The organism is Nocardioides rotundus (genome assembly GCF_019931675.1).
GTDB lineage: Bacteria > Actinomycetota > Actinomycetes > Propionibacteriales > Nocardioidaceae > Nocardioides > Nocardioides rotundus.
In genome coordinates this window covers 2,941,095-2,966,568 of the sequence record NZ_CP082922.1, presented here as the reverse complement: position 1 = coordinate 2,966,568, position 25,474 = coordinate 2,941,095, and the positions used below count along the sequence as shown (strand labels likewise).

The 25,474-nt window shown below is 71.6% G+C and carries 24 protein-coding genes and 1 tRNA gene; 14 read left to right on the top strand and 11 right to left on the bottom strand.

Features of this window, described 5'->3' with window-relative positions; genetic code table 11:
• Positions 1-15: 15 nt before the first annotated feature.
• Complete coding sequence (locus K8W59_RS14560) at positions 16-2,064, bottom strand: catalase (RefSeq protein WP_317846278.1); 2,049 nt, start codon at positions 2,062-2,064, stop codon at positions 16-18.
• 102 nt (positions 2,065-2,166) lie between these two features.
• Entirely contained in the window at positions 2,167-2,595 is a 429-nt protein-coding gene (locus K8W59_RS14555) for a MarR family winged helix-turn-helix transcriptional regulator (protein ID WP_223395074.1), read from the bottom strand.
• A 125-nt stretch (positions 2,596-2,720) separates the two neighbouring features.
• Between K8W59_RS14555 and K8W59_RS14550 the strand changes: the two genes are divergently transcribed.
• The 3 genes from K8W59_RS14550 to K8W59_RS14540 all read left to right on the top strand — a co-directional run bounded on the left by K8W59_RS14550 (position 2,721) and on the right by K8W59_RS14540 (position 4,991).
• Entirely contained in the window at positions 2,721-3,071 is a 351-nt protein-coding gene (locus K8W59_RS14550) for a DoxX family protein (RefSeq protein ID WP_223395072.1), read from the top strand.
• A 34-nt stretch (positions 3,072-3,105) separates the two neighbouring features.
• A complete protein-coding gene (locus K8W59_RS14545; protein WP_223395070.1) occupies positions 3,106-4,521 on the top strand; it encodes a DHA2 family efflux MFS transporter permease subunit in 1,416 nt (471 codons plus the stop codon).
• Positions 4,522-4,844: 323 nt separating this feature from the next.
• The gene (locus tag K8W59_RS14540; protein WP_223395068.1) at positions 4,845-4,991 is read left to right on the top strand and encodes a hypothetical protein; all 147 of its coding nucleotides are present in this window, start codon (positions 4,845-4,847) and stop codon (positions 4,989-4,991) included.
• 94 nt (positions 4,992-5,085) lie between these two features.
• Here K8W59_RS14540 and K8W59_RS14535 read toward each other — a convergent pair.
• The 3 genes from K8W59_RS14535 to K8W59_RS14525 all read right to left on the bottom strand — a co-directional run bounded on the left by K8W59_RS14535 (position 5,086) and on the right by K8W59_RS14525 (position 7,781).
• Positions 5,086-5,159, bottom strand: a tRNA-Arg gene (locus tag K8W59_RS14535).
• 26 nt (positions 5,160-5,185) lie between these two features.
• On the bottom strand, positions 5,186-6,319 hold the full coding sequence (gene rlmC / locus K8W59_RS14530; protein WP_223395066.1) for a 23S rRNA (uracil(747)-C(5))-methyltransferase RlmC: 1,134 nt from the start codon (positions 6,317-6,319) through the stop codon (positions 5,186-5,188).
• Positions 6,312-7,781: an aminopeptidase P family protein gene (locus K8W59_RS14525; RefSeq protein WP_317846277.1), complete on the bottom strand. Its 1,470-nt coding sequence runs from the start codon at positions 7,779-7,781 to the stop codon at positions 6,312-6,314. Before K8W59_RS14525 ends, rlmC begins: the two co-directional genes overlap by 8 nt.
• A gap of 48 nt (positions 7,782-7,829) precedes the next feature.
• On the opposite strand from K8W59_RS14525, the gene K8W59_RS14520 reads away from it, so the two are divergent.
• The 6 genes from K8W59_RS14520 (at position 7,830) to K8W59_RS14495 (ending at position 14,855) form a co-directional block, all read left to right on the top strand.
• Positions 7,830-8,951 (top strand): PrsW family intramembrane metalloprotease, encoded by a 1,122-nt coding sequence (locus K8W59_RS14520; RefSeq protein WP_223395064.1) that lies wholly within the window; start codon positions 7,830-7,832, stop codon positions 8,949-8,951.
• Entirely contained in the window at positions 8,948-10,687 is a 1,740-nt protein-coding gene (locus tag K8W59_RS14515) for a dynamin family protein (protein ID WP_223395062.1), read from the top strand. The genes K8W59_RS14520 and K8W59_RS14515 overlap by 4 nt, the downstream gene beginning before the upstream one ends.
• Before the next feature lie 43 nt (positions 10,688-10,730).
• Positions 10,731-12,392 carry a YfjP family GTPase gene (locus K8W59_RS14510; protein ID WP_223395060.1) on the top strand — a complete coding sequence of 554 codons (1,662 nt, stop codon included), beginning with the start codon at positions 10,731-10,733 and terminating at the stop codon, positions 12,390-12,392.
• A gap of 25 nt (positions 12,393-12,417) precedes the next feature.
• Entirely contained in the window at positions 12,418-12,783 is a 366-nt protein-coding gene (locus K8W59_RS14505) for a hypothetical protein (protein ID WP_223395058.1), read from the top strand.
• Positions 12,784-12,820: 37 nt separating this feature from the next.
• Positions 12,821-13,351 carry a DUF5946 family protein gene (locus tag K8W59_RS14500; RefSeq protein WP_223395056.1) on the top strand — a complete coding sequence of 177 codons (531 nt, stop codon included), beginning with the start codon at positions 12,821-12,823 and terminating at the stop codon, positions 13,349-13,351.
• Positions 13,352-13,580: 229 nt separating this feature from the next.
• Positions 13,581-14,855, top strand: a complete 1,275-nt coding sequence (locus K8W59_RS14495; RefSeq protein ID WP_223395054.1) for an HNH endonuclease signature motif containing protein — start codon at positions 13,581-13,583, stop codon at positions 14,853-14,855.
• Positions 14,856-14,875: 20 nt separating this feature from the next.
• Here K8W59_RS14495 and K8W59_RS14490 read toward each other — a convergent pair whose 3' ends face one another.
• On the bottom strand, positions 14,876-15,445 hold the full coding sequence (locus K8W59_RS14490) for an rRNA adenine N-6-methyltransferase family protein (RefSeq protein WP_223395052.1): 570 nt from the start codon (positions 15,443-15,445) through the stop codon (positions 14,876-14,878).
• A gap of 222 nt (positions 15,446-15,667) precedes the next feature.
• Between K8W59_RS14490 and K8W59_RS14485 the strand changes: the two genes are divergently transcribed.
• Entirely contained in the window at positions 15,668-16,108 is a 441-nt protein-coding gene (locus tag K8W59_RS14485) for a single-stranded DNA-binding protein (RefSeq protein ID WP_223395050.1), read from the top strand.
• Between the two features lie 61 nt (positions 16,109-16,169).
• Positions 16,170-17,852, top strand: coding sequence for an energy-dependent translational throttle protein EttA (gene ettA, locus K8W59_RS14480; protein ID WP_223395048.1), 1,683 nt, complete (start codon positions 16,170-16,172; stop codon positions 17,850-17,852).
• A 24-nt stretch (positions 17,853-17,876) separates the two neighbouring features.
• Here ettA and K8W59_RS14475 read toward each other — a convergent pair whose 3' ends face one another.
• On the bottom strand, positions 17,877-18,371 hold the full coding sequence (locus tag K8W59_RS14475) for a MarR family winged helix-turn-helix transcriptional regulator (RefSeq protein WP_223395045.1): 495 nt from the start codon (positions 18,369-18,371) through the stop codon (positions 17,877-17,879).
• A 181-nt stretch (positions 18,372-18,552) separates the two neighbouring features.
• Positions 18,553-19,770, bottom strand: a complete 1,218-nt coding sequence (locus K8W59_RS14470) for an acetyl-CoA C-acetyltransferase (RefSeq protein WP_223395043.1) — start codon at positions 19,768-19,770, stop codon at positions 18,553-18,555.
• An 84-nt stretch (positions 19,771-19,854) separates the two neighbouring features.
• Between K8W59_RS14470 and K8W59_RS14465 the strand changes: the two genes are divergently transcribed.
• Positions 19,855-20,706: an acyl-CoA thioesterase gene (locus K8W59_RS14465; RefSeq protein ID WP_223395041.1), complete on the top strand. Its 852-nt coding sequence runs from the start codon at positions 19,855-19,857 to the stop codon at positions 20,704-20,706.
• An 11-nt stretch (positions 20,707-20,717) separates the two neighbouring features.
• Here the strand turns inward: K8W59_RS14465 and K8W59_RS14460 are convergent, their stop codons facing one another.
• Both K8W59_RS14460 and K8W59_RS14455 read right to left on the bottom strand, forming a co-directional pair.
• Positions 20,718-21,101 (bottom strand): globin, encoded by a 384-nt coding sequence (locus tag K8W59_RS14460; RefSeq protein WP_223395039.1) that lies wholly within the window; start codon positions 21,099-21,101, stop codon positions 20,718-20,720.
• Between the two features lie 16 nt (positions 21,102-21,117).
• Complete coding sequence (locus K8W59_RS14455; protein ID WP_223395037.1) at positions 21,118-22,125, bottom strand: mechanosensitive ion channel family protein; 1,008 nt, start codon at positions 22,123-22,125, stop codon at positions 21,118-21,120.
• Between the two features lie 38 nt (positions 22,126-22,163).
• Between K8W59_RS14455 and K8W59_RS14450 the strand changes: the two genes are divergently transcribed.
• Positions 22,164-22,532 (top strand): hypothetical protein, encoded by a 369-nt coding sequence (locus K8W59_RS14450; RefSeq protein ID WP_223395035.1) that lies wholly within the window; start codon positions 22,164-22,166, stop codon positions 22,530-22,532.
• Complete coding sequence (locus tag K8W59_RS14445; RefSeq protein WP_223395033.1) at positions 22,519-22,911, top strand: DUF5130 family protein; 393 nt, start codon at positions 22,519-22,521, stop codon at positions 22,909-22,911. The genes K8W59_RS14450 and K8W59_RS14445 overlap by 14 nt, the downstream gene beginning before the upstream one ends.
• 10 nt (positions 22,912-22,921) lie before the next feature.
• Here the strand turns inward: K8W59_RS14445 and pepN are convergent, their stop codons facing one another.
• The gene (pepN, locus tag K8W59_RS14440) at positions 22,922-25,468 is read right to left on the bottom strand and encodes an aminopeptidase N (protein ID WP_223395031.1); all 2,547 of its coding nucleotides are present in this window, start codon (positions 25,466-25,468) and stop codon (positions 22,922-22,924) included.
• Between the last annotated feature and the right edge of the window lie 6 nt (positions 25,469-25,474).

Genomic DNA, 25,474 nt, shown 5'->3' with positions numbered 1-25,474 from the left:
CCGGTCAGCCGGCTCTCACGGCTGGACCGGGCGCTCCCAGACGCGCAGGGTCGCCAGCCGGTCGAAGAACGCCTGAGCGTCCGCGTCCGCGAGATCCACGAACCCGTCGTCGGGGGTGACACCCGCAGCGTCGAGCAGCGGCTGCGTGGCCGGCGTCCAGCCGACGTACTTCTGGTGGTGGAACGAATCGGAGACGAAGTCCCGGGCGCTGGCGCGCTCGGCCAGCGCGTTCACACCGGTCTCGCCGGTCACGACGGCCACGGCGTCGAAGAGCACCGACGGGGCGCCGTCGACGGCGTGCTGGACCTCCAGCCGGCTGTCGTCGGAGAGGGTGACGCCGCCGATCGTCGGCCCGATCAGGCTGACGATGGCGCCGTCGTCGGTGAACGTTCTCTGCAGCGACCGCACCAGGGCGGCGTCGGCGCCCTCGCCCACGAGCACGCCCAGCGTGCGGCCGGCGAAGGAGTCCGGGCCGTTCTTCAGGATGCTCAGCGCCGGAGACTCCGGCAGGTCGGTGCGCGGCTCCACCGTGGTCGGCGACGCCTCCGGCAGCTCCATGCCCAGCCCCTCGGCCACCCGGGTGGCGAGCTCCTCATGCACGTTGCGCAGGTTGCCCAGCATCCGGGTGCGGATCTCGGGCATCTCGCACTTGCCGAGCTCGAAGGTGAACGCGGCCACGATGTGCTCCTGCTCCACCGGCGTCTGGCTGATCCAGAACTGCCGCGCCTGGCTGTAGTGGTCGGCGAAGGACTCCGCCCGCAGCTTGCGCACCTTCCCGGCCTCCTCGCGGGGCACGGAGGTGAAGCCGCTCTCCCGGTCCTCGCGCGGTCCGCGGTCGCGGCCGGTGAACGAGTTGGGCTCGTAGTTGGCCCGGCCCGACTGCGGCAGCATCTGCATGTGGCCGTCCCGCTGGAAGTTCCGCATCGGGCAGCGCGGGGCGTTCACCGGGATCTCGGTGAAGTTCGGGCTGCCGAGGCGGCTCAGCTGCGTGTCGAGGTAGGAGAAGTTCCGCCCCTGCAGCAGGGGGTCGTCGGTGAAGTCGACGCCCGGCACCACGTTCTGCGTGCAGAACGCGACCTGCTCGGTCTCGGAGAAGACGTTGTCGACGACCCGGTCCAGGGTGAGCCGGGCGATGGTGCGCACCGGCACGACCTCCTCGGGCACGATCTTCGTGGGGTCCAGGATGTCGAAGTCGAAGGAGTCGGCGAACTCCTCGTCGAAGATCTGCACGCCGAGCTCCCACTGCGGGTGGTCGCCGGCGGTGATCGCGCCGTACAGGTCCCGGCGGTGGAAGTCGGGGTCGGCGCCGTTGATCTTCAGCGCCTCGTTCCACACCACCGACTGCAGCCCCTGCAGCGGCTTCCAGTGGAACTTCACGAACGTGTCCTTGCCCTCGGCGTTGACGAACCGGAAGGTGTGGACGCCGAAGCCCTCCATGAAGCGGAAGGAGCGGGGGATGCCGCGGTCCGACATCGCCCACAGCAGCATGTGGGTCGACTCGGGCATCAGGCCGACGAAGTCCCAGAAGGTGTCGTGGGCGCTGGCCGCCTGCGGCCAGCCGCGGTCCTGCTCCTCCTTGACCGCGTGCACCAGGTCGGGGAACTTCATCGCGTCCTGGATGAAGAAGACCGGGATGTTGTTGCCGACGATGTCCCAGTTGCCCTCGTCGGTGTAGAGCTTCACCGCGAAGCCGCGGACATCGCGGGCGAGGTCGCCGGAGCCCATGTTGCCCGCGACCGTGGAGAAGCGGACGAAGGCGTCGGTGCGCTTGCCCTTCTCGGAGAAGGGGGTCGCGCGGGTGAGCTCGGGGATGGCGTCGGTGCACTCGAGGTAGCCCTTGGCGCCGTACCCCCGCGCGTGCACCACCCGCTCGGGGATGCGCTCGTGGTCGAAGCGGAAGATCTTCTCCCGCATCGCGAAGTCCTCCATCATCGTCGGACCGCGCTCACCCACTCGCAGGGAGTTCTGGTTGTCGCTGACCGGGACGCCCTGGGCGGTGGTCATCACCTGGTCGTCCTCGACCCCCTGGTGGAGCTCTCCGCCGTTGCCGATCTCGTCGGACACGAATCCTCCTGAAGCTGGCTAGGAAGTGCTGACACCTCCAGCGTCCAACCCCGGGCAACCCGGACACCACACCTATCGGTGTGGGAGTCGGTGAACGCGGCCTCAACGACCGGTGTCGGGCTCCTGGAGGAGACGGAGGAGTACGTCGCACTCCGCGTCGCCGAGGCGGGAGGCGACGGGGGCGTCGTCGAGGAGCCGGGCGAGCAGCTCGGCGCGCTCGGCCTCACCGGCCTCGGTGAGTGAGAGCCGGCGGGCGCGGCGATCGTCGGGGTCGGCCTCCCGGACCACGAGTCCCCGCTCCTCCAACTGGGTCGCGAGCGCGGTGACGTGGGACGGCTCGCAGGCCGACGCGTGCGCGGCCTCCTGCATCCGCATCGGCGCGTCCAACCGCACCAGCAGGCGAGCCTGCGGTGGCGTCAGCGACCGCTCGGCCGCCACCGCCTCGATGTGCCGGCGGATCAGCATCGCGGTCCGCAGCAGCTCGTCGAGCAGGCGCACGCGGATCGGTTCGGGGGCTGTCACAGGCGTCATTCTCCCCTCCTCCACCTGGTGGTCCAGCTACCCCCGAATTTACTTCACCCGATCAAGGAATAACTTCACTCAGTGAAGTGCTGAGCCCGTGTACCTGACCCGAACTACACAAGAGGTGTGTTGGATTGAACATCGTCTGGATCGTCCTGAGCGCGCTCGTCGCGCTGGGCTTCGTCCTCGCCGGGGTCGCCAAGCTCCGCCGGGCCGAGCCGGTCACCGGAACCCTGGAGCGCCTCGGTGTCTCCGCCGGCCTGCAGCGCACGATCGGTGCGCTGGAGATGCTGGGAGGCCTCGGCGTCGCCATCGGGATCTGGTGGCAGCCGCTGGGGATCGCCGCCGCGATCGCCCTGGTGCTGCTGATGATCGGCGCCGTGGGCTACCACATGAAGGAGAAGGACAAGCTCGGCGAGACCGCCGGCGCCATCGTCCTGCTCGTGCTGAGCGCCCTCGTGGCCGTCGTACCCGCCTTCGCCTGATCCCGGCCGTACCGACCGAGGAAGCAGCTCTCCCGTGATTCCCTACAAGTGGCTGGTCGCAGCCGCCTTCGCCATGGCGCTGTTCATGGAGATCCTCGACATGACGGTGCTCAACACCGCCCTGCCCATCCTGGGCGAGCACTTCGGCGCCGACACGTCCCAACTGCAGTGGCTGGTCACCGGCTACCTGATCAGCCTGGCGATCTTCATCCCGGCGTCGGGGTGGTTCGCCGACCGGTTCGGTGACAAGCGCACGTTCCTCTTCGCGCTCGCGGTCTACACCGGTGCGAACCTGTGGGCGGGCGCGGCGGGGTCGCTCACCGAGCTGCTGACGGCGCGGCTGGTGCAGGGCGTCGGCGGCGGCCTGCTCACCCCGGTCGGTACGGCGATGCTGTTCCGCGCCTTCCCCGTGGGGGAGCGGGCACGCGCCTCGGCGATGCTCGCGATCCCCACCACCCTGGCGCCGATGCTCGGGCCGGTGCTGGGCGGCTATCTCGCCGACGAGGTGTCGTGGCGGTGGATCTTCTTCCTCAAGGTGCCGGTCGGCGTCTTCGCGCTGATCTTCAGCGCCCTCGTGCTCAAGCACGGGGAGAGCTACTCCCGTGACCGCTTCGACGTGGTCGGCTTCCTCACGGGCGGCGCCGCCCTCGCGACGCTGCTCGTCGGGCTGGACGAAGGGGCTCGGCTCGGCTGGACCGAGGGCCGGACGCTGATCCTGCTCGGCATCGCCGTGGTGTCCGGTGCCGTCTTCGTGACCAGCTCGCTGCGCTCGCGGGCGCCGATGGTGGACCTGTCGCTGCTCAAGGACCGGACGTTCGCGCTCGGCAACGGGCTGCTCTTCCCCGCCGCGGGCGCGCAGTTCGGCGCGATCTTCGTGGTCCCGCTGCTGCTGCAGACCCAGATGGGCCTCTCGGCGACCCAGTCCGGGCTGGTCACCGCCGCGCAGGCCGTGGGCATGCTGGTGCTGCTGCCCTTCTCCGGGCGGCTCTACGCCAGCGTCGGCCCCAGGCGGCTGCTGGTGACCGGCTTCGGGATCATCGCGCTCAGCCAGCTGAGCCTGATCGGCGTCGGCGCGGACACCAGCACCTGGTGGATCAGGGCGTCGATGTTCGGCCTCGGGATGGGCAGCGCGCTGGTCGTCGTACCCCTCCAGGCGGCGACGTTCGCCGCGATCAGCCTCGCCGACACGGCCCGCGCCACCGCGGTGTTCTCCGCGGGGCGTCAGGTGGCCGGTGGGCTCGGCGTCGCCCTGATGGCGACCGTGCTGACCGTCGGCATGGAGGGCTCGGGCGACTCGCCGTTCGACGCCTACCACACGGTGTTCTTCCTCGGCGGCGGGATCGGGCTGCTCGGCCTGCTGCTCTCCTTCGCGGTCCGGGACCCGCGCCCCGCCGGGTCGGAGCCCGCGCCCTCGCCGGAGGCTCCCGCCCGGACGGTCGGGACCGCCTGAGCCGGCTGCCACCGCTCAGCGAACAGTGCGGCGTTCTGATGTCACCTGGTGACAGTAGGGCGCCGCACTGTTTGTGTCCGGGCGGGTGGGCCTCAGATGTGTGCGGATCCCTGCACTCTTGACCGGCCCGGTGGGCCAGTGCAGATTGACGTTGACCCGGCCACGCCGAAAGAAGCGCTTGGGCAACTGGGCGGTCACAGCGGAACTGGTTCGGTGCGTTCCTCGCTGTGAACGCCTGCCTAGGGGTGGAAGGTGCGGGCGTTCCTACGGGCTCGATTCGTGGTGAGGTCTGCGGAGTTCCTGTCATCGGGCCATGGCTCTACGTGACTGCTGTCGCCCTCGTGACGTTTCTTGTTGCGGCGGGGCGGGTGGTGTCGATGAAGGCTCTTCCGTTCCTGACCATCCTCATCCTGACGTGCGCGGCTGTCCTCCTGGTGCCCGCCATCATCGCGGTACTGCCGCGTGGATGATGCTCACACCATGACCATGGCGTAGGTGCGGTGGAGGGTGTCGTACCGATTAGTGTTGTCGTGGCACTAGGGCCTGACCTGGGACAACATTGGGCGCCCCCGACAGGATTCGAACCTGTGACCCGCGGATTAGAAGGCCGCTGCTCTATCCAGCTGAGCTACGGGGGCCCGGCCGGCGATCCGGCCGCGCGCCATTATGCCCGGGCCAGCTCGACCAGCACCTCGTGGTGCGCGGTGTGGGGGAACATGTCGAGCACCCGCCCGCGCACAGGCAGCAGCGACGGCATCCGCGCCAGGTCGCGCGCCAGCGACTCGGGGTTGCAGGAGGAGTAGAGGACGTGCGGCACCCCGGAGCCCTCCAGCCAGTCGGCCAGCTCCGGGCCGATCCCGCGCCGGGGCGGGTTGACGACCACCAGCTCCGGGGGAGCCTCGAGCGCGCGGGCGTACGCCGTCGCGTCGCCGGCGTGGAAGGTCGCCTCGCGGTCGGCCTCGGCGGCCGCCTGCCGCGCGGACGCCACCGCCTCCTCCGACACCTCCACCCCGGTGATCGTGCGACCGGGAGAGGCGAGGTGCAGGGCGAAGCCCCCGACCCCGCTGTAGAGGTCGAGCACCGAGGCGGGCGCGAGCTCGTCGGCCCACCGGGTCGCGGTGGCGTAGAGCTCGGTCGCGACCGCGGTGTTGGTCTGGAAGAACGACTGCGGCCGCAGGCGCAGCGTCACCGCGCCGGTCCGCATCGGCAGGGTCGCGGCCGGCGTCAGCACGATCTCGTCGGGGCCCTCCAGCACCGCCTTGTGCTCGGGCTGCAGGTTCAGCGACACCACCCGGAGCCCCGGCAGCCGCTCGAGCAGCCACGGCAGGTGCTTGCGGATCCGGGTCTCCGCCTCCCGGCTGCGCAGCACCAGCCGGACCATCAGCTCGCCGTCGGGCGAGGCGGTGGCCAGCACGTGCTTGAGCTCGCCGCGCCGCTCCGGGACGGAGTACGGCGCCAGCCGGGCGCGGGTGACGAACTCGGAGAGCACCGGCAGCGCGGCGACCAGCGGAGCCTCGTGCAGCGGGCAGTCGACCAGGTCGATCCCGGCGCCGGCGGGGGAGAGGATCCCCAGCGTCGGGGCGTCCACCGTGCCCGCGACCGCCATCTTCGCCTTGTTGCGGAAGCCCGCGGCGGGCGAGGTCACCGGCGGCAGCCACTCCGGCACGTCCACCAGCGACCGGGTGCGGTCGACCTTCGCGGCCAGCTGGGCGTCGTACGGCTGCGGCAGCAGGGTGCACGAGCGGCACCGGCCCGCCTCGAAGTGGTGACAGGCGAGCGCCGGAGCCGGCTCAGCCACCGATGTGCTGACCCATCCACGCCTCGACGTCGTCGGCGGCCCGGGGGAGCGCCGCGGAGAGGTTCCGCGAGCCGTCGGCGGTGACCAGGATGTCGTCCTCGATCCGGATCCCGATGCCGCGCAGCTCCTCGGGCACCAGCAGGTCGTCGGCCTGGAAGTAGAGACCCGGCTCCACCGTCAGCACCATCCCCTCGGCGAGGTCGCCCTTGGGGTAGGTCTCCGGCGCCGAGCGGGCGCAGTCGTGCACGTCCATGCCGAGCATGTGCGAGGTGCCGTGCAGCGTCCAGCGGGCGTAGACCTTCGAGTCCGGGTCCAGCGCCTCCTCCGCGCTCACCGGCAGCAGCCCCATGTCCTCCAGCGCGTGCGCCAGCACCGACATCGCGGCGTTGTGCGCGGCGAGGAAGGGTACGCCGGGCCGCACCGCGTCGATGCCGGCCTGCTGCGCGGCGAGCACCAGGTCGTAGAGCTCGCGCTGCAGCGGGGTGAACCGGCCGTCCACCGGCAGGGTCCGGGTGACGTCGGCGGTGTAGAGGTTGCGGCCCTCCACGCCCATGTCCAGCAGCACCAGCTCGCCCGGGGTGATCGGGCCGGTGTTGTCGATCCAGTGCAGCGTCGTCGCGTGCGAGCCGCCCGCGCAGATGGAGTCATAGCCGATGTCGTTGCCCATCGCCCGGGCGCGACGGAAGAAGGTGCCCTCGATCCAGCGCTCGCCGTACTCCCGGACCCGGTCCCACTCGCGGACGGAGTCCTCGAAGCCGAGCGTGGTGATGTCGCAGGCCTCGGTCAGCTCGCCGATCTCCCACTCGTCCTTGACCAGGCGCAGCTCGGAGAGCACGCGCGCCAGCTCGTCGTCGCGCCCCTGGTCTCCGGCGACCTGGCCGTCCACCCGGGCGTCGACGCCGCGGTGCACGCGGGTCTTGGCCTGCCCCTCCAGCTCGGCGGGCAGGTCGTCGAGGTGGCGGACCTCCAGGCCGAGGGAGTCGGAGATCTCCCTCATCGAGGGGCGTCGGCCGGCCCAGAGCTCGCCGTACTGCCGGTCCCGGAAGAACTCGTCGGTCTCGCGGGAGGAGCGGGGCCGGGCATAGAGCACGTGCCGGTCGTCCTCGACCACGAGCACCGCGTCGGAGGTCTGGTTGCCGGAGAGGTAGGTGTGGCCGGTGTCGGGACGGAAGCGGTAGTCGGTGTCGTTGGCGCGGACCTTGTAGCCCCCCGCCGGGAGCACCAGCCGCTCCCCGGGGAACGCCTCGGCCAGCCGGCGGCGCCGCTGCTCCGCCCACCCGCTGATCGGGTGCGCGGGCACGTCGAGGTCGCGGTCGCCCCAGCCGGTGCGCATGAAGGCCAGGTAGGCCTCCGGCACGGCGGGGTCGTGGGACCCGGTGTTGAGCGTCGAGTCGGCCTCGCCCTCGGTGAGAGCGGTCTCGGTGACGTCGGGCTCGTCCTGCGGCAGGTTGTCGTTGGTCACGGCTTCACTGTACGCCGACCGGACGGACGCTCGACTACGCTGGCGGCCATGCCTCGGAGCCCCCGGAACAGCGTCGCGTTCACGGTGGTGGTGACGCTGGTGGCCCTCCTCGGCGGGGGTCTGATGTTCACGGTGATCGCCGCCTCCGGCGCGCCGGACATCCTGCTGGTGGCCACGGTCCTGGCCGTGCTTCCCGTGGGCCCGCTGGTGGCCTGCTTCCTCTGGCTGGACCGCTACGAGCCGGAGCCGCGCAGCCTGCTGGTGGCGGGGCTCCTGTGGGGCGCGCTGGCCTCCACCGGCACCGCGCTGGTGCTGCAGGGCGTCGGGTCGCTGCGGATGGGGTGGACGGAGTTCCAGTCCCTCGCCATCGGCGCGCCCGTGACCGAGGAGCTCACCAAGGGGATCTTCCTGCTGCTCCTGCTCTGGTGGCGCCGCGACGAGCTCGACGGGATCCTCGACGGCATCGTCTACGCCGGCATGGTGGGCATCGGCTTCGCCTTCACCGAGAACATCCTCTACCTCGCCGCGGCCTACCAGGGCGGACCGGGCATGGGCCCGGGCGGTGTGGACGCGCTGACCCAGGTGTTCGTCCTGCGCGGCCTCTTCAGCCCGTTCGCGCACCCGCTCTTCACCGTGTTCACCGGGATCGGCATCGGCATCGCCGTCGGCTCCCGCTCGCCCGTCGTACGCGTCCTCGCTCCGCTCCTCGGCTATGCCCTCGCGGTGCTCACCCACGGCCTGTGGAACGCCTCCAGCGTCTACGACGGAGGACGCGGCTTCCTCGGGGTGTACGTCGCGATCATGTTCCCGGCGTTCCTGCTGTTGACCGGCTTCGCGATCTGGTCGCGGCGCACCGAGAAGCGGATCCTCACCGCCTCGCTCACCGACGCCGCCCGGCGTGGGCTGCTGCCCGCCAGCGACATCCCCTGGCTGGTCGACCTGGGCTCGCGCCGCCGGATGCGCCGGTTCGTCAAGGAGCAGGGGCCCGAGGCGCTCCAGGCCCTGCGCGCCTACCAACAGGCTGCGATCGAGCTCGGCTTCCTGCATCATCGTTTCCTGCGCGGTACGGCGCCTCGCGACTTCTCCTCCCGCGGCCAGGTGCACGTCGCCCGGATCCAGGCCGCGCGTCCCTACTTCTCCTTCCCCGGACAGGTGGTACCCACTCGATGACCGAACAGAGCCAGCAGCCGGAGAGCATCCAGATGCTGACCGCGCTCGTGCGGTTGCGCGGCGCGCTGCAGGGCACGCGGCTCCCGCTCGACGTACCCGGCGCCGCCGACGCCCGGCGGCAGCTGACCGAGATGATCGACCAGCTCGAGGACTACGTGATCCCGCGGCTGATGACCATCGATGCGCCGCTGCTCACCGTGGTCGGCGGCTCCACCGGCGCGGGCAAGTCGACGCTGGTGAACTCCGTCGTCGGGCGCGTGGTCACCGAGCCGGGCGTGCTGCGCCCCACCACGCGCTCGCCCGTCCTGGTCCACCACCCCGACGACGTGTCCTGGTTCGGCCAGGACCGGCTGCTGCCCGACCTCGAGCGGGTCGAGCGCGCCACCACCGACCCGTCTGCGCTCCAGCTGGTCGCGGTCGAGAGCGTGCCGCAGGGCCTGGCGATTCTGGACGCCCCCGACATCGACTCGGTCGAGGAGGCCAACCGCACGCTGGCGGCCCAGCTGCTGGCCGCGGCGGACCTGTGGCTGTTCGTCACCTCCGCAGCCCGCTACGCCGACCAGGTGCCGTGGGACTTCCTGCGGCAGGCCGCCGACCGGTCCGCGGCGGTCGCCGTGGTGCTGGACCGCACTCCGCCCGAGGCGGTCGAGACGGTCTCCAGCCACCTGGCGCGGATGCTCGCCTCGCGCGGGCTCAAGGACTCGCCGCTGTTCACCGTGCCCGAGGAGCCGGTGGGCGATGACGGTCTGCTGAGCCCGGACGCGGTGGGAGAGATCCGGCAGTGGCTCGAAGCACTCGCCGCCGACGCCGGCGCCCGTTCCGCGGTCGTCAAGCAGACCCTCGACGGGGCGATCCGCAGCTTGTCCATGCGCACCCACGAGGTCGCCGACGCCGCGGTGCTCCAGGTCGAGGCCGAGCAGCGGCTGCGCGAGGACGTGACCAAGGCCTACGCCGCTGCGGCCGACCAGATCAGCCAGGCCTCGGCCGACGGCACCCTGCTGCGCGGGGAGGTGCTCGCGCGCTGGCAGGAGTTCGTCGGCACCGGCGAGCTGCTGCGCTCCCTGGAGACCAAGATCGGCGGCCTGCGCGACCGGATCGTCGGCATGGTCAAGGGCAAGCCCCAGCAGGCCGAGCGGGTCACGGTGGCCGTCGAGTCGGGGCTGGAGACGCTGATCACCGAGCACGCGGAGTCCGCCGCCGAGCGGGCCGAGGCGTCTTGGCAGTCGCTGGCGGCGGGGCAGGCTCTGCTGGGCGACGCGGGTGAGGACCTCGGCCGCGCCTCGCGGGACTTCCGCCGCCGTGCCGAGCGCACGGTCCGGGACTGGCAGGAGGGCGTCCTGGACATGGTGCGCGACGCGGGGGCCGACAAGCGCACCACGGCCCGCTTCCTGGCCTTCGGGGTCAACGGGCTCGGCGTCGCCCTGATGATCGTCGTCTTCGCGCACACGGGCGGGCTGCTCGCCGGCGCGGAGGTCGGAGTCGCCGGTGGCGCCGCCGTCGTCGGGCAGAAGCTGCTCGAGGCGGTCTTCGGCGACCAGGCCGTGCGCAGCCTCGCCGAGCGGGCGCGCCGCGACCTCGAGCAGCGGGTCGAGGACCTGCTGGCGACGGAGCGGGCGCGCTACCTCGACCTGCTGGACAGCCTGGAGGTCTCCCCGGAGTCCCCGGAGCTGCTGCGTGCCTCCGCTCGCCGTGTCGACGACCTCCGGGTCGCGGCCCGGGATGAGAACCTAGGCTGAGCCGCCGCCGTACACCTCCGCACATCTCAGGAATCGGGAGAACATGCCGTCGCTGCTCGAGGGAGCCAAGAGGCTCGTCACCACGTCGGGGGATCTCGGAGCCCGGGTCGCCGGGCTGGAGGCCGCCGCGGAGCACTCGCGCGGCCGGCTCGACGACGCCCTGGTCGACGACGCCGAAGGCGTGGTCCAGCGCGCCGCGGGTCGGCTCAAGCTGTCGGCCGACCACACGGTGGTGGCGCTGGCGGGCGGCACCGGGTCGGGCAAGTCGTCGACCTTCAACGCGCTGACGGGCGTCGACGTGTCCGCGGTGGGAGTACGCCGGCCCACGACGTCGTGGGCGACCGCGTGCATCTGGGGTGAGCAGGAGGCCGACGAGCTCCTGGACTGGCTGGAGATCCCGCCGCGCCACCGGGTGATGCGCGACTCGCTGCTCGACGCCAAGCGGGGGAGAACCGACGCGGCGATGAACGGCGTGGTGCTGCTCGACCTCCCCGACCACGACTCCACCGAGGTCGCCCACCACCTCGAGGTGGACCGGCTGGCCCGGATGGCCGACCTGCTGGTGTGGGTGCTCGACCCGCAGAAGTACGCCGACGCGGCGATCCACCACCGCTACCTCGCCCCCCTGCACACGCACCGGGACGTGATGCTCGTGGTGCTCAACCAGATCGACCGGGTCGCGCCCGAGCGCCGGGACGCGATGGTCGCCGACGTGCAGCGGCTGCTGGCCAAGGACGGCCTGGAGGGCGTCCCGGTGATCCCGGTCAGCGCCCGCGAGGGCACCGGCGTGGAGGAGCTGCGCTCGGCCATCGCCGCCCGGGTCGCGGAGAAGAAGGCGACCCGCACGCGGCTCTCGGCCGACGTACGCGCCGTCGCCTCCCGTCTGGACGAGGCCACCGGCCACGCGAAGCCCCGAGGGCTGCCGAAGGCGCGGGTGGCGCAGCTGGAGGACTCCTTCGCCGACGCCGCCGGCGTGCCCACCGTGGTCGAGGCGGTCCGCCGCTCCACGCGGATGCGCGCCAACCGGGCGACCGGCTGGCCGCTGGTGTCGTGGTTCAGCAAGCTCAAGCCCGACCCGCTCCGGCGGCTGCATCTCGACCTCGGCGCGGCCGGCAAGGAGCTCACCGGCTCCGCCCGCACGTCGGTGCCGCGGGCGACCCAGGTCGAGCGCGCCCGGGTCGACACCAGCGTGCGGGCTCTCGCCGACGAGGTGTCGGACGGGATGGCGCGCCCGTGGGCGAGCTCGGTGCGGCGCGCCTCCACGTCGCGGCTCGACGACCTCGGCGACCGGCTCGACGGGGCCCTGGGGCGTACGGACCTCGGCGCGGAGAGCCTGCCCGGCTGGGCGGGCGCCGTACGCCTCCTCCAGTGGTTGCTCATCCTGGTCGCCGGCGTCGGCGCCGTGTGGCTCGGGCTGCTCGCCTTCGGCGCCTACCTCGGCTTCCGCGACGTGCCGACCCCGGAGTGGGAGGGGCTGCCGGTGCCGACCCTGATGCTGTTGGGCGGGCTCGCCGCCGGGATCCTGCTGGCGCTGCTGTGTCGCCTGCTGGTCTCCTTCACCGCCTCCCGGCGCGCCAAGCGTGCCGACCGGCGGCTGCGCGCGGAGATCGACGGCGTCGCCCAGGAGCTGGTCGTCGAGCCGGTCGAGGCCGAGTTGGCGGCGTACTCCGCCGCGCGCGACGGGATCGCCGCCGCGCTGAAGTAGGTGCGCTGCCCGGCATGATGGGGACATGGCCACCGTGACCCATCTGGTGACGTACGTCGACCTTAAGGACCCCGACGCCCCGGGCTGGTCGTTCTCCGCTCGGCTGGAGGCCGTCCTCGCCGGTGGCGCCCGGATCGTGCTGCTGGACGACCGCGGCTGGGGTGGCTCGGGCGGGCCCGCCGACGAGATCCGGGAGACCGCGCTCATGGTCACCGGCCCGGACGAGCCGTTCGACGACCGCACCGAGCGGGACATGGCCGATGACCACTTCGCGGTCCTCTCCGAGACCCTGCGCCGCCGCGGCGTCGCGATCTCTCCCGACGAGCTCGCGCGGCTGCCGCACGATGTCGAGCTCAGCAAGCGGCTGCGCGCGTTCCTGCGCCGGAAGTGAGGCGACGCCGGGAGGCCAAGCCTGACAGGCTGACCCGATGCAGCGTGAACGCCCGATCACCCGATGCGAGCCCGGCTGTGGCGCGACGGTTCTCGACGTGGAGGGCCCCACGCACGCCTACATCGGATCGTCTCCCGGCTGCTGGCAGGTCTATGGCGAGGTGCTGGACTTGGAGTATGCCGACTACCGGCAAGGTGCTCTGCACAACCTCATGGTGGATGCCTACGCGGTCCAGCATCCGCACAACGCGGACCGGCGCAACCGGCAGTCGGTCGGCGTACACCTGATCAGCCTGTGCGCGCTCCTGGAGCACGACCTGTCCGCTGGTAAGGCACGGACACTCATCGGGGACGCCGCCTTCGCAGGCCGCATGCAGGGGAGGGAATGGCCGCACCTGGTTCCATCCTCACTCGGAGCGATCACGGTGACGGACGTTCGCGACGCGTTGGGTCCGGACGAGCGGGCGGAGTGGGTGCGACGGTGGGCGGACAGCGTCTGGGCGGCCTTCTCCGACCATCACGAGACCGTGCGGCAGTGGCTGCGGGACGCCTGGCCCGGCCGTGGGTAAGGCAGTGATCGTGGACGTCGGGGTTGCCGTGATTGACGGCACATGCTAGAGTCGGTGCTACGCTTCATCGGTCACCGGGCCACTCTCGAAGAGATTCGTCGGTGCGGCATCCCGTGGGTTGAGGGCGAGTCGCGAGGGTGAGTAATAGTCCCAGAGGGGGCCTCCAGGAGTGGCGACCACATGACACGCAGTCGTGCGTGCTCTGAGTCGTCGAGAGGAGGTTCCCCGAATGAGTCACCCGATTCTCACCGCAGCCGCCGACGTGCGCAGCGTGCTCAAGGCCGTGGCCGACGTGAACCCCACGTTCATGGACACCGACGACAAGGCCGCGGCGTTGCGAGAGCTCACCGCCGCGGAGGCCCAAGTCGCCGAGCTGCGCCTCCGGGTGCTCGCCGAGTCCGACGACCTGGCCGCGACCACCGGCAGCCGCGACGCCGCCGACTGGGCCGCGCACCACACGCGCACCAGGGGTGAGGACGCGCGAGCAGACCTCGCGCTGGCGAGCGCCCTCGACCGGCGCTACCCCGTGCTCGCCACGGCCCTCCGTGCCGGGGAGGCCAACCTGGCCCAGGCGAAGGTCGTCGCACGTTGCCTCGACGACCTCCCGGCCGGCGTTCCCGCCGACGTTCTGGTTCGCGCCGAGGAGACGCTCGTGGGCTACACGGCCGACTTCGGGCCGCGCCAGCTCGCCCGACTCGGCCGGCGGATCCTCGACATCGCCGCCCCCGAGGTCGCCGAGGAGGCGGAGGCCCGGCGGCTCGCGCAGTTGGAGGCCGAGTCGCATCGCCGTACCCGCCTCGCCATGCGGCGCAACGGCGACGGCACCACCCGCCTCTCGGCCCTGATCCCCGACGCGGTCGCGACCCGGCTCGCGACCTATCTCGAAGCCTTCACCAACCCGCGGAAGGACCAGGTCGCCGACTCCGCCGATCCCGACGCGGACCCGCTCGAGCGGTTGTCACACACCCGGAAGCTCGGGCAGGCGTTCTGCCAGCTGCTGGAGGTCCTCGACCCCGACCGGCTCCCCATCCACGGCGGCGACGCCACCACTCTCGTCGTCACGATCGGCCTCGACCAGCTCAAGGCAGACCTCGCCAGCGCGAGCCTGCTCGGTTCCGAGTTGCCCGGTGAGGACGCCACCGACGGCGGCATCACCGCCGACCAGGCCCGCCGCCTCGCCTGCACCGCCACGCTGATCCCCGCGGTGCTCGGCGCCGACTCCCAGGTCCTCGACCTCGGCGCCGCCCGCCGCCTCTTCAATGCCGCCCAGCGCAAGGCGCTCCTGCTGCGCGACCGCATCTGCCGCGCGCAGGGCTGCGACGTATCCGGCGCCTGGTGCGACGCTCACCACTGGCTCCCGTGGAGTCGCGGCGGACCCACCGACCTGGCCAACGCGATCCTGCTCTGTCGCCATCACCATCAGCGCGCCCACGACCCCGACTACGAGCACACGCGCGCCCCCGACGGCAGCATCGTCTTCCGACGAACCAGCGTGCCCCGCTGACCCGGCCGCCGGCCGGGCGCTCAGGCACGCCGCGGGCGCCGTCGATGGGTGGCACGGTGCCGGCTGATCCTGAGCACGACCGAGTCCACCCGCGGCGGTGGCCGGAACGCGGACCGGGGGAGCGGCCGCGCCACCTCCGCGGTGAACCTTCCCCCGCCGCGGACGGTGAGCCCGCCCTCGGTCACGCGGCGCGCGAACTGGCGTTGCACCACCAGGTCGGCCCGGAGCAGCCGGCTGTCGCGCGCCAGCAGGGCGCGCACGATCGCCGAGGACGAGGAGTAGGGCGGGCTCGCCACCACCTGGAACGGCCGGCGCGGCAGGCGGAGGTCGGCCGCATCCGCGACCATGAGACGGAAGTTGTCGGCGTGGCCGAACCTGGCCCGTAGGCGCTCGGCCCGGCCTCGATGCAGCTCCACCGCGATCACGTCGGCCCCGGCTTGGAGCAGAGGTGCCGTCAGCGAGCCGGTGCCCGCTCCCAGGTCGAGGACCAGATCGCCCTCGCCGACGCCGGCCCCGGCGACCAGCGTGCACGCCCAGCGGTCAGTGAGCGGGTGCCATCCCCAGGACCGCCGGCTCTGCCCGGCGGACACGACGCACCATCACGAAGATCATGTCCATGCCCGCACGGTAGGCGCCGTCGTCGGGAGCAGGCCACCGATTTATCGCGGGGTCGGGGCCACTTCCCGTCCACAGGGGGATCCGGGAGGCGAGTTCTCCACAGGTACGGCGACAGCGGTCGCCGTACGCGTCGGATCGGCGCAGGGTGGAGGCCGAGCTTCGGCACCGGGCCGGGGCCGAGGAGGAGGACCACGGTGAACGACACCTACATCACGTTCCGCGGCTGGCTGGGCGGCGACGTCGAGCTGCACGACGTCAAGGGCGGCCACCGGATCGCCCGGATGCGCGTGGCCAGCACCCCGCGACGCTTCCGCGGCGACCACTGGGAGGACGGGCCCACGATCTGGTTCACGGTGAAGGCCTGGAACCACCTCGCCACGCATGCGTCGAGCTCGCTGAGCACCGGACAGCCGGTGCTGGTGCACGGACGACTCGAGGCCGACGTCTGGACCCGCGAGGACGGGACGACCCAGGTCCGATACATCGTCACCGCCGAGTCCATCGGTCACGACCTGACCCGGGGGACCGCGGACTTCACCAAGCGTGAGCAGTCCCAGGAGACCCAGGCCGTGCCCGAGGCCGTCACCGACCCCGACGCCTGGGCTCCGCCGAAGGTCGAGGAGCCCGCCGCCTGAGCCCGCGGGGCCGCTCGCCCCGTGTGGTGGTCGTGCTCGCCCTGGCCGTAGGCTCGTGCCCATGGCTGAGTACGTCTTCACCCTGCGCAACGTGCGCAAGGCTCACGGGGACAAGGTGGTCCTCGACAACGTCACCCTCTCGTTCCTGCACGGCGCCAAGATCGGCGTCGTCGGGCCCAACGGCGCCGGCAAGTCCTCGCTGCTGAAGATCATGGCCGGGCTGGACCAGCCCAACAACGGCGACGCGATCAAGGACCCCGAGGCCACCGTGGGCATGCTCCAGCAGGAGCCCCCGCTGACCGAGGGCAAGACGGTCCTGGAGAACGTCCAGGAGGCGGTCGCCGACACCAAGAAGAAGCTCGACCGCTACAACGAGATCTCCGAGCAGCTCGCCGACCCCGACGCGGACTACGACGCGCTGCTGGCCGAGATGGGCGACCTGCAGACCGACCTGGACCACGCCGGCGCGTGGGACCTCGACAGCCGGCTGGACCAGGCCATGGACGCGCTGCGCTGCCCGCCGGGCGACGTACTCGTGGACCACCTCTCCGGTGGTGAGCGGCGCCGGGTCGCGCTGTGCAAGCTGCTGCTCCAGCAGCCCGACCTGCTGCTGCTCGACGAGCCCACCAACCACCTGGACGCGGAGTCGGTCCAGTGGCTGGAGGGGCACCTGAAGAACTACCCCGGCGCCGTCCTCGCGGTCACGCACGACCGTTACTTCCTCGACAACGTCGCGGAGTGGATCGCCGAGGTCGACCGCGGCTCCATCCACGGCTACCAGGGCAACTACTCCACCTACCTGGAGACCAAGAAGGACCGCCTCAAGATCGAGGGCGCCAAGGACGCCAAGCGCGCCAAGATGCTGGAGAAGGAGCTGGACTGGGTCCGCTCCAACCCCAAGGCGCGGCAGGCCAAGAGCAAGGCCCGGCTGCAGCGCTACGAGGAGATGGCCGCCGAGGCCGACCGCGCCCGCAAGATCGACACCGCGGTGATCAACATCCCGCCGGGTCCCCGGTTGGGCGACGTGGTGCTCGAGGCACGCGGGCTGGAGAAGGGCTTCGAGGGCCGCACCCTCATGCACGACCTCTCCTTCACCCTGCCCAAGGCCGGCATCGTCGGCGTGATCGGACCCAACGGCGTCGGCAAGACCACCCTGTTCCGGATGATCACCGGCCAGGAGGAGCCCGACGGTGGGGAGCTCAAGGTCGGGCAGACCGTGAAGATCTCCTACGTCGACCAGAGCCGCGGGGGCATCGACCCGAACAAGAACGTGTGGGAGGTCGTCTCCGACGGCCTGGACTTCATCAAGGTCGCGAACTTCGAGATGAACTCCCGCGCCTACGTCGCGTCCTTCGGCTTCAAGGGGCCCGACCAGCAGAAGAAGGCCGGCGTGCTCTCCGGTGGTGAGCGCAACCGGCTGAACCTCGCGCTGACCCTGAAGATGGGCGGCAACCTGCTGCTCCTCGACGAGCCCACCAACGACCTGGACGTGGAGACCCTGTCCTCCCTGGAGGACGCGCTGCTGGACTTCCCCGGCTGCGCCGTGGTCACCTCCCACGACCGGTGGTTCCTCGACCGGGTCGCGACGCACATCCTGGCCTGGGAGGGCGACGAGCAGGACCCGGCCAAGTGGTTCTGGTTCGAGGGCAACTTCGCGGCCTACGAGGCGAACAAGGTCGAGCGCCTCGGCGAGGAGGCAGCGCGGCCGCACCGGGTCACCCACCGGCGGCTCACCCGCGACTGACGCCGGGTCCGTCGGCCGCGCGGCTCAGACCGTCGGCCGGCGGATCTCCATCTCGGGGTGGCCGACGATCAGCTGGTCGGTGACCGCGTTCATCACCCGGCCGAGCGCGGCGAAGTCCTCGGCGGAGGCCAGGTCCACCAGGTGGCGGCGTACCCCCTCGACGTGCATCGGCGCCGCAGCCTGCAGCAGCCGCATGCCATCCTCGGTCATCGACGCCAGGACGCCGCGGCCGTCGTCGGGGGAGTGGGAGCGGCGGACCAGCCCCTGACGCTCCATCCGGGTCACCGTGTGCGTCACCCGGCTGCGGCTGTGGGCCAGCGCGTCGGCCAGCTGGGCCATCCGCATCTGCCGGCCCTCGCGCTCGGAGAGCCGGACCAGGATCTCGTACTCGGTCAGCGAGATGTCGAACTCCTGTCGCAGCTCATCATCGAGCCGGTCCATCAGCAGCGTCGTGCCGATGACCAGCGCACGCCACGACCGCTGCTGTGACGCGTCGAGCCACCTGGTGTCGGAGTTCATACAACCGGAGTCTAGGGCGCGGGAGCCCTTCGGCGCCCGGTACGCGCGCCGACCATCGTCGGCGGGAGCCCCCGCCCAGAGTCACGTGAAGTAGCGCCGACTCGGGGTGAACAAGCGCCGACTCGGGGTGAACAAGCGCCGACTCGGGAGGGCCAGGGAGGGTGTGCGGGGTTGTTCCGGGTCAGGACATCCGCTCGAGGATGAGCGCCATGCCCTGGCCGCCGCCGACGCACATGGTGATCAGGCCGGTGGACTTGTCGTGCCAGTCCAGGCTGTTGAGCATCGTGTTCTGCAGCCGGGCGCCGGTCATGCCGAAGGGGTGCCCCACGGCGATCGCGCCGCCGTTGACGTTGAGCCGGTCCAGGTCGATCCCGAGGTCCTGGTAGGACGGCACCACCTGGGCCGCGAACGCCTCGTTGATCTCCACCAGGTCGATGTCGCCGATGCTCATCCCCGCGTGCGCGAGCGCCCGGCGGGTCGCCTCGACCGGCCCGAGGCCCATGATCTCCGGGGACAGCCCCGACACACCGGTGGAGACGATCCGCGCCAGCGGGGTCAGCCCGAGCTCGGCGGCCTTCGTGTCGCTCATGACGACCACGGCCGCGGCGCCGTCGTTGAGCGGGCAGCAGTTCCCTGCCGTGACCACGCCGTCGGGCCGGAAGACCGGGTCCAGCTGGGAGATCGCCTCGTAGGTGACGCCGGCGCGCGGGCCGTCGTCGGCGGAGACCACCGTGCCGTCGGGGGTGGTGACCGGGGTGATCTCCCGGGCCCAGAAGCCGTCGGCGATCGCCTTCTCGGCGAGGTTCTGGGAGCGTACGGCGAACTCGTCGAGCTCGCGCCGGTCCAGACCGCGCAGCCGGGCGACGTTCTCCGCCGTCTGGCCCATCGCCAGGTAGACGTCGGGCAGCGCGTCGTCCTGGCGCGGGTCGTGCCAGTCCTGGCCGCCCTGCGCCTGCTCGGCGGAGCGGGCCTCGGCGTCGGCGAACCGCGCGTTGTGGGTGTCCGGCCAGGTGTCGGAGGTGCCGCGGCCGAAGCGGGAGACCGTCTCCACGCCGGCGGAGACGAACACGTCGCCCTCGCCGGCCCGGATCGCGTGGAAGGCCATCCGGGTGGTCTGCACCGAGGAGGCGCAGTAGCGGGTGACCGTGGCGGCCGGCACGTCGTCCATCCCGTTGAGCACGTTGACCACCCGGCCCATGTTGAAGCCGGACTCCCCGCCGGGGAGACCGCAGCCGAGGTAGACGTCGTCCACGGTGGAGCGGTCCAGCGCCGGGACCTGGTCCAGCGCCGTCGACACGATGCCGGCGGCCAGGTCGTCGGGCCGCAGGTCCTTCAGCGACCCCTTGTTGGCCCGGCCGATGGGGGTGCGGGCGGCGGCGACGATGACGGCCTCGGGCATGGAGGACTCCGATTCTGGTCGAGGAGGGATGACAGGTTCAGCCTATGGGACCATCGATGAGTGCGACACCGCTACGAGTGCCCCATGCGCTGGGCCGACCTGGACCTGCTCGGCCATGTGAACAACGTGGTGTACGTCGACTACCTGCAGGAGGCGCGCGTCGACATGCTGCGGGTGCACGCGCCGGACAGCCGCGCCGACGACCTGGCCGAGGGGGTCGTGGTCGTGCGGCACGAGGTGTCCTACCGCGCGCCGCTGACCTTCCGGTTCCGGCCGGTCAGCATCGAGACCTGGGTGACCGAGATCCGCGCCGCGACGTTCACCCTGGCCTACGAGATCTTCGACGAGGACGAGCAGGGGGAGCGCACGGTCTACCTGCAGGCGCGCACCGTGCTGACGCCGTACGTCTTCGCCACCGAGCGGCCGCGTCGCCTCACCGAGGACGAGCGGGAGGCGCTGCAGCGCTTCCACGAGCCGGACGACCACCCCCGGCCGGAGAAGTGGGTGCCGGTGCCGGAGAGCGAGGTCGGGCACTACCCGGTGCTGGTGCGCTTCTCCGACGTCGACGTCTACCGACACGTCAACAACGTGAAGTACTTCGAGTACCTCCAGGAGTCCCGGATCGGACTGATCGACGCGATCACCCGCAGCCTGCCCGACGTCGACGGCCGGCCCGGCGGCATGGTGGTCGCCCAGACCGACGTCGACTATCGGGTGCCGATCGTCTTCCGGCCAGAGACGTACGACGTGTGGTCGCGCATCACCCGGGTGGGCACCACGTCGATGACCATCGACTCCGAGATCCGCGACGCGGAGCACCTCTACGCCCGGGCCCGGGTGGTGTGCGTCTTCTGGGACCCCGAGACCGGCCGGGCGGTGCCGCCACCGGAGGCCTACCGCGAGCGGCTCGAGGAGCTGGCGGCCGCCACCGCCTGACCGAGCGGCCCTCACTCCAGGGTGTTCACCATGAACTGCGCGGCGTGCGTGACGTAGTCCCAGAACTGCTCGTCCTGCTCGGGGGTGAGCTCCGCGGCGTCCAGCCCCGCGCGGAAGTGCGTGAGCCAGTGCTGCGCCGCGTCGGGAGTGACCGCGAAGGGCGCGTGCCTCATCCGCAGGCGCGGGTGGCCGCGCCGCTCGGAGTAGGTCTTCGGGCCGCCCCAGTACTGCGCGAGGAACAGGGTGAGCCGCTCGGCGGCGGGGCCGAGGTCCTCCTCGGGGTACATCGGCCGCATGACCGGGTCCTCGGCCACACCGGCGTAGAACGTGTCGACGATGGTGCGGATGGTCTCCATCCCGCCGATCTCGTCGTAGAAGCTCGTCACATCGCCCATTGTGCTCACCGCGGCCTCACACCTCCTCTGCGGGGGCGGCCGGCTCGGGGTGGAAGGTCGCCCACTGCTGGTGTGGCATCTCGATGCCCTCGTAGTCGAAGCGCGCCTTGATCCGCTGCCGCATCTCCCGGGCGACGGCCCACTGCTCCATCGGCGCGGTCTTGAGCACCAGCCGGATCTGGATGCCGAGCGGGGTCATGTCCTGAACGCCCCACACCTCGGGCTCCTCCAGGATGATCCCCTGGAACTCCTCGTCGTCCCACAGCCCGTGGGCGACCTCGGCGAGCACGGACCGCACGCGGGAGAGGTCCTCGCCGTAGTCCACGTTGATGTCCAGCACCGTGCGCGCCCAGTTCTGGCTCTGGTTGCCGACCCGGACGATCTCGCCGTTGCGGACGTACCAGACCGTCCCGTCGACCGCGCGGACCCGCGTGACCCGCAGCGAGACGGCCTCCACCGTGCCGATGGCCTCGCCGAGGTCGACGACGTCGCCGACGCCGTACTGGTCCTCGAAGATCATGAAGACGCCGGAGAGGAAGTCGGTCACCAGGCTCTGCGCGCCGAAGCCGATGGCCAGGCCGATTATCCCCGCGCTGGCGATGATCGGGGCGATGTTCACCCCGACGGCGGAGAGGATCATCGTGACCACGATCGCGGTGACCACCCCGGTCACGATGCTCTTCAGCAGGGTGCCCATGGTCTCGGCCCGCTGCTTGCGGCGGCTGAAGCCGGGGGAGTCGGCCACTGGGCCGCTGCGCCGGGGCTCCCCGGGGACCGGGGGCCGAGGCATCCGGTCGGGGAGTACGCCGTGCACCGCTCGCTGCACCAGCCGGTCGATCAGGCGGTGCAGCACCCAGCGAAGCACCAGCCCGAAGATCAACAGGCCGATGACCGACACCCCCACACCGACCACGTCCTGGGCGATGTTGGCCAGCGGACGGCTGCTCGTCAGGTCGTAGGCCTGCTGGCAGATCCACTGGTCGTCGGTGCAGGGGGCATCGAGCTGAACATCGGGCAGGTCCATGGGGACCAGTATGGAGACGAACCGATATCCTCGCCGATGTGACCACCCCACCGCGCCCCATCGCCCGTCGTTCCCTGCGGATCCTCGCACCGCTCGTGGCCGTCGGCGTCGCCGTGACGGCCGCCCCGGCCCACGCCGACGTGCCGGTCGGGTGGAGCGACCCGGACCCGGTCTCGCCGCTGGGCTTCCTGATCGTGCTCGTGCTGGCGCCGATGGCCTGCGTCCTGCTCATCGGCCTGGTGCTGCTGGGCCCCGGCTTCGCGCGCGGGGAGGGCATGACCGGCAAGGACGAGCACGCCGACGACCAGTGGTTCGGCGGCCGGCGCAGCACCGCCGAGCTGGAGTCCGGCTCCGGCGATGGCAAGGCCATCCCGGCACGGACGGGTGGGGCCAGTGGCCGCTGGTGAGCACCGCGGCGCCACGGGGGTCGAGGCCCCCGAGGTCGACCGCGCCATCCGTCAGGCCGAGCAGGCCTCGCGCTATGAGTTCTCGGTCTTCGTCGGCAGCAGCGAGGGCAAGCCGTCGCGCGAGTTCGCGACCCGGCTGCACGCCTCGCTGGTCGCGCCGGACCGCAGCATCCTGATCATGGTCGACCCGGCCCGGCGGGTCGTGGAGGTCGTCACCGGCGCCGAGGTGGCGCCGACGATCAGCGACGCCGAGGTCGAGCTCGCCGTGGGCCACATGCGCAACCTGTTCACCGAGGGCGACCTCACCGGCGGCCTGGTGCGCGGGATCGACGTACTCGCTGAGCACGCCCGGGCCCCGCGCACCCTGCACACGGACTGACCGCGCAGCGTCAGCGTGCCGCGTCGCGCGCCTGCGCGGCCAGGGCACGGACCATGTCCGCCCGCCCCTCGCGCACGTAGCGCTGCGCGGCGGGGTTCGCCTCGGTCGACTCCAGCCACGCGTCGACGCGTCGCACCGTGTCCTCCGAGGCCAGCGGCATGGGGAACATATACTCCAAGACCATGGAGGCCCGCTGGGTGCCCAGCCGCTCCCAGACGGTCTCGGCCGCGGTGAGGTACTTCTCCAGGTACGGCGCCAGCATCTCGCCCTGCCCGGGCACCGGGAACGCCAGCGCGATGCTGCGCTGGGTCTCGTTCGGGGTGTCGGTGCTCTCCACCGCCAGCCGCCATGCGGTGGCCTTCGCCGCCGCGTCCGGGCGGACGGTGCGGGCGGTGGCGGCGCTCTCCTGGCCGGAGATCGTGTTGTCCCGCTCCAGCTCCTCGGCGATCCGCGCCTCGTCGGCGCGGCCCTCGCGGGCCAGGGCGGTCAGCAGCAGCCAGCGCAGGTCGGTGTCCACGGTGAGCCCGTCGTGGCTCTGCGACCCGTCGAGCAGGCCGGCCACGTGGTCCAGGGCCTCCTCGGAGTGCGCCGCGGCGGCGTAGGCGCGGGCGAACTGCAGCTGGTGGTCCGAGCCCGGCTCGGCCTCGTCGAGCAGGCCGCGCAGGCCCGTCTCCCACCGGGCGCGCAGCTCGTCGCGGTGCGCCGGGTCCGAGTAGTGGCTCACCGCGGTACGGGCGTAGCGGGGCAGGGCGGTGACCGCGGTCTGGTCGGTCTCGGTGGCGATCCCGCGCAGGACCAGCTCGACGAAGTCGGTGGCGCCCATCTCCGCGTCCCGGGTCATGTCCCAGGCGGCGCCCCAGACCAGCGCGCGGGCCAGCGAGTCGTCGATCTCGTCGACGTGCTCGATCGCCGTGGCCAGCGAGCGCTCGTCCAGCCGGATCTTGGCGTAGGTGAGGTCGCCGTCGTTGAGCAGCAGCAGGTCCGGCTGCCGCTCGCCGACCAGCTCGGGGATCTCGGTCAGCTCGCCGCGGGCGTCGGTCTCGATGCCGGTACGGCGGACCAGGCGGCCCTCGGCGACGTCGTAGAGACCGATGCCGATCCGGTGCCGGCGCAGGGTCGGGAACTCCGCGGCGGCGCTCTGCCGCACCGCGAAGCCGGTGAACGTGCCGTCCCCGCCGGTGGTGAACTCCGGGGTCAGGGTGTTCACGCCGGAGGTCTGCAGCCACTCCTTGGCCCACGAGTCCAGCTCGCGACCCGAGGCCCGCTCCAGGGAGCCGAGCAGGTCGGCGAACTCGGAGTTGTCGAAGGCGTGCGCGCGGAAGTAGGCCCGCAGCCCGGCCATGAACTCCTCGATGCCGACCCAGGCGACCAGCTGCTTGAGCGTGGAGGCGCCCTTGGCGTAGGTGATGCCGTCGAAGTTCACCTCGACCGCCTCGAGGTCGTGGTTGTCGGCGGCGACCGGGTGGGTCGAGGGCAGCTGGTCCTGGCGGTAGGCCCAGTTCTTCCGGGCGTTGGTGAAGCCGGTCCAGGCGTCGGTGAAGTCGGTCGCCTCCACCATCGCGTGGTGGGAGGCCCACTCGGCGAAGGACTCGTTGAGCCAGAGGTCGTCCCACCACTTCATGGTCACCAGGTCGCCGAACCACATGTGCGCCATCTCGTGCAGCACGGTGTTGGCGCGCTGCTCGTAGAACATGTGCGTCTGCCGGGAGCGGGGGAGGTACTCGTCGCGGAAGGTCACGCAGCCCGCGTTCTCCATCGCGCCCATGTTGTACTCCGGGACGTAGAGCTGGTCGTACTTCCCGAACGGATAGGGGTAGTCGAAGGCCTCCTCGAAGAAGGCGAACCCCTGCCGGGTGACCTTCACCAGCTCCTCGACGTCCAGGTGCTGCTTGAGAGACTGCCGGCAGTAGTGGCCCAGCGGGATGGTGCCGTGCGGTCCGACGTACTCGTCGTGGACGGCGTGGTACTCCCCCGCCACCAGGGCGGTGATGTAGGTCGACATCCGCTCGGTCTGGGGGAAGCGCCACACGGCCGCGCCGTCACCGGCCGGCTCCGGCTCCGGGGTGGCGGCGTTCGACACGACGACCCAGCTCTCGGGGGCGGTGACGGTGAAGGTGAAGCGGGACTTCAGGTCGGGCTGCTCGAAGGTGGTGAACACGCGGCGGGCGTCGGGCACCTCGAACTGGGTGTAGAGGTAGACCCGGTCGTCGGCCGGGTCGACGAAGCGGTGCAGCCCCTCGCCGGAGCGGGAGTAGGTGCAGTCCGCGCGGACGGTCAGCTCGTTCTCGGCCTGCAGGTCGGTGAGGGCGATGCGGGAGTCGGCGTACACCTCGGCGGGGTCCAGCGAGCGGCCGTTGAGGGTGATCTCGTGGATCGTCGCGCCGACCAGGTCGGCGAAGGTCTCGGCTCCGGGCTCGCGGCAGGTGAACCGGATCGTGGTGGCCGATCCGAAGGTCGTGTCCCCCGTGGTGAGATCCAGGTCGACGGTGTAGGACGTCACGTCCAGGATCGCGGCGCGCGCGGCCGCCTCGTCCCGGGTCAGGTTGGTGCCAGCCATGGCGGT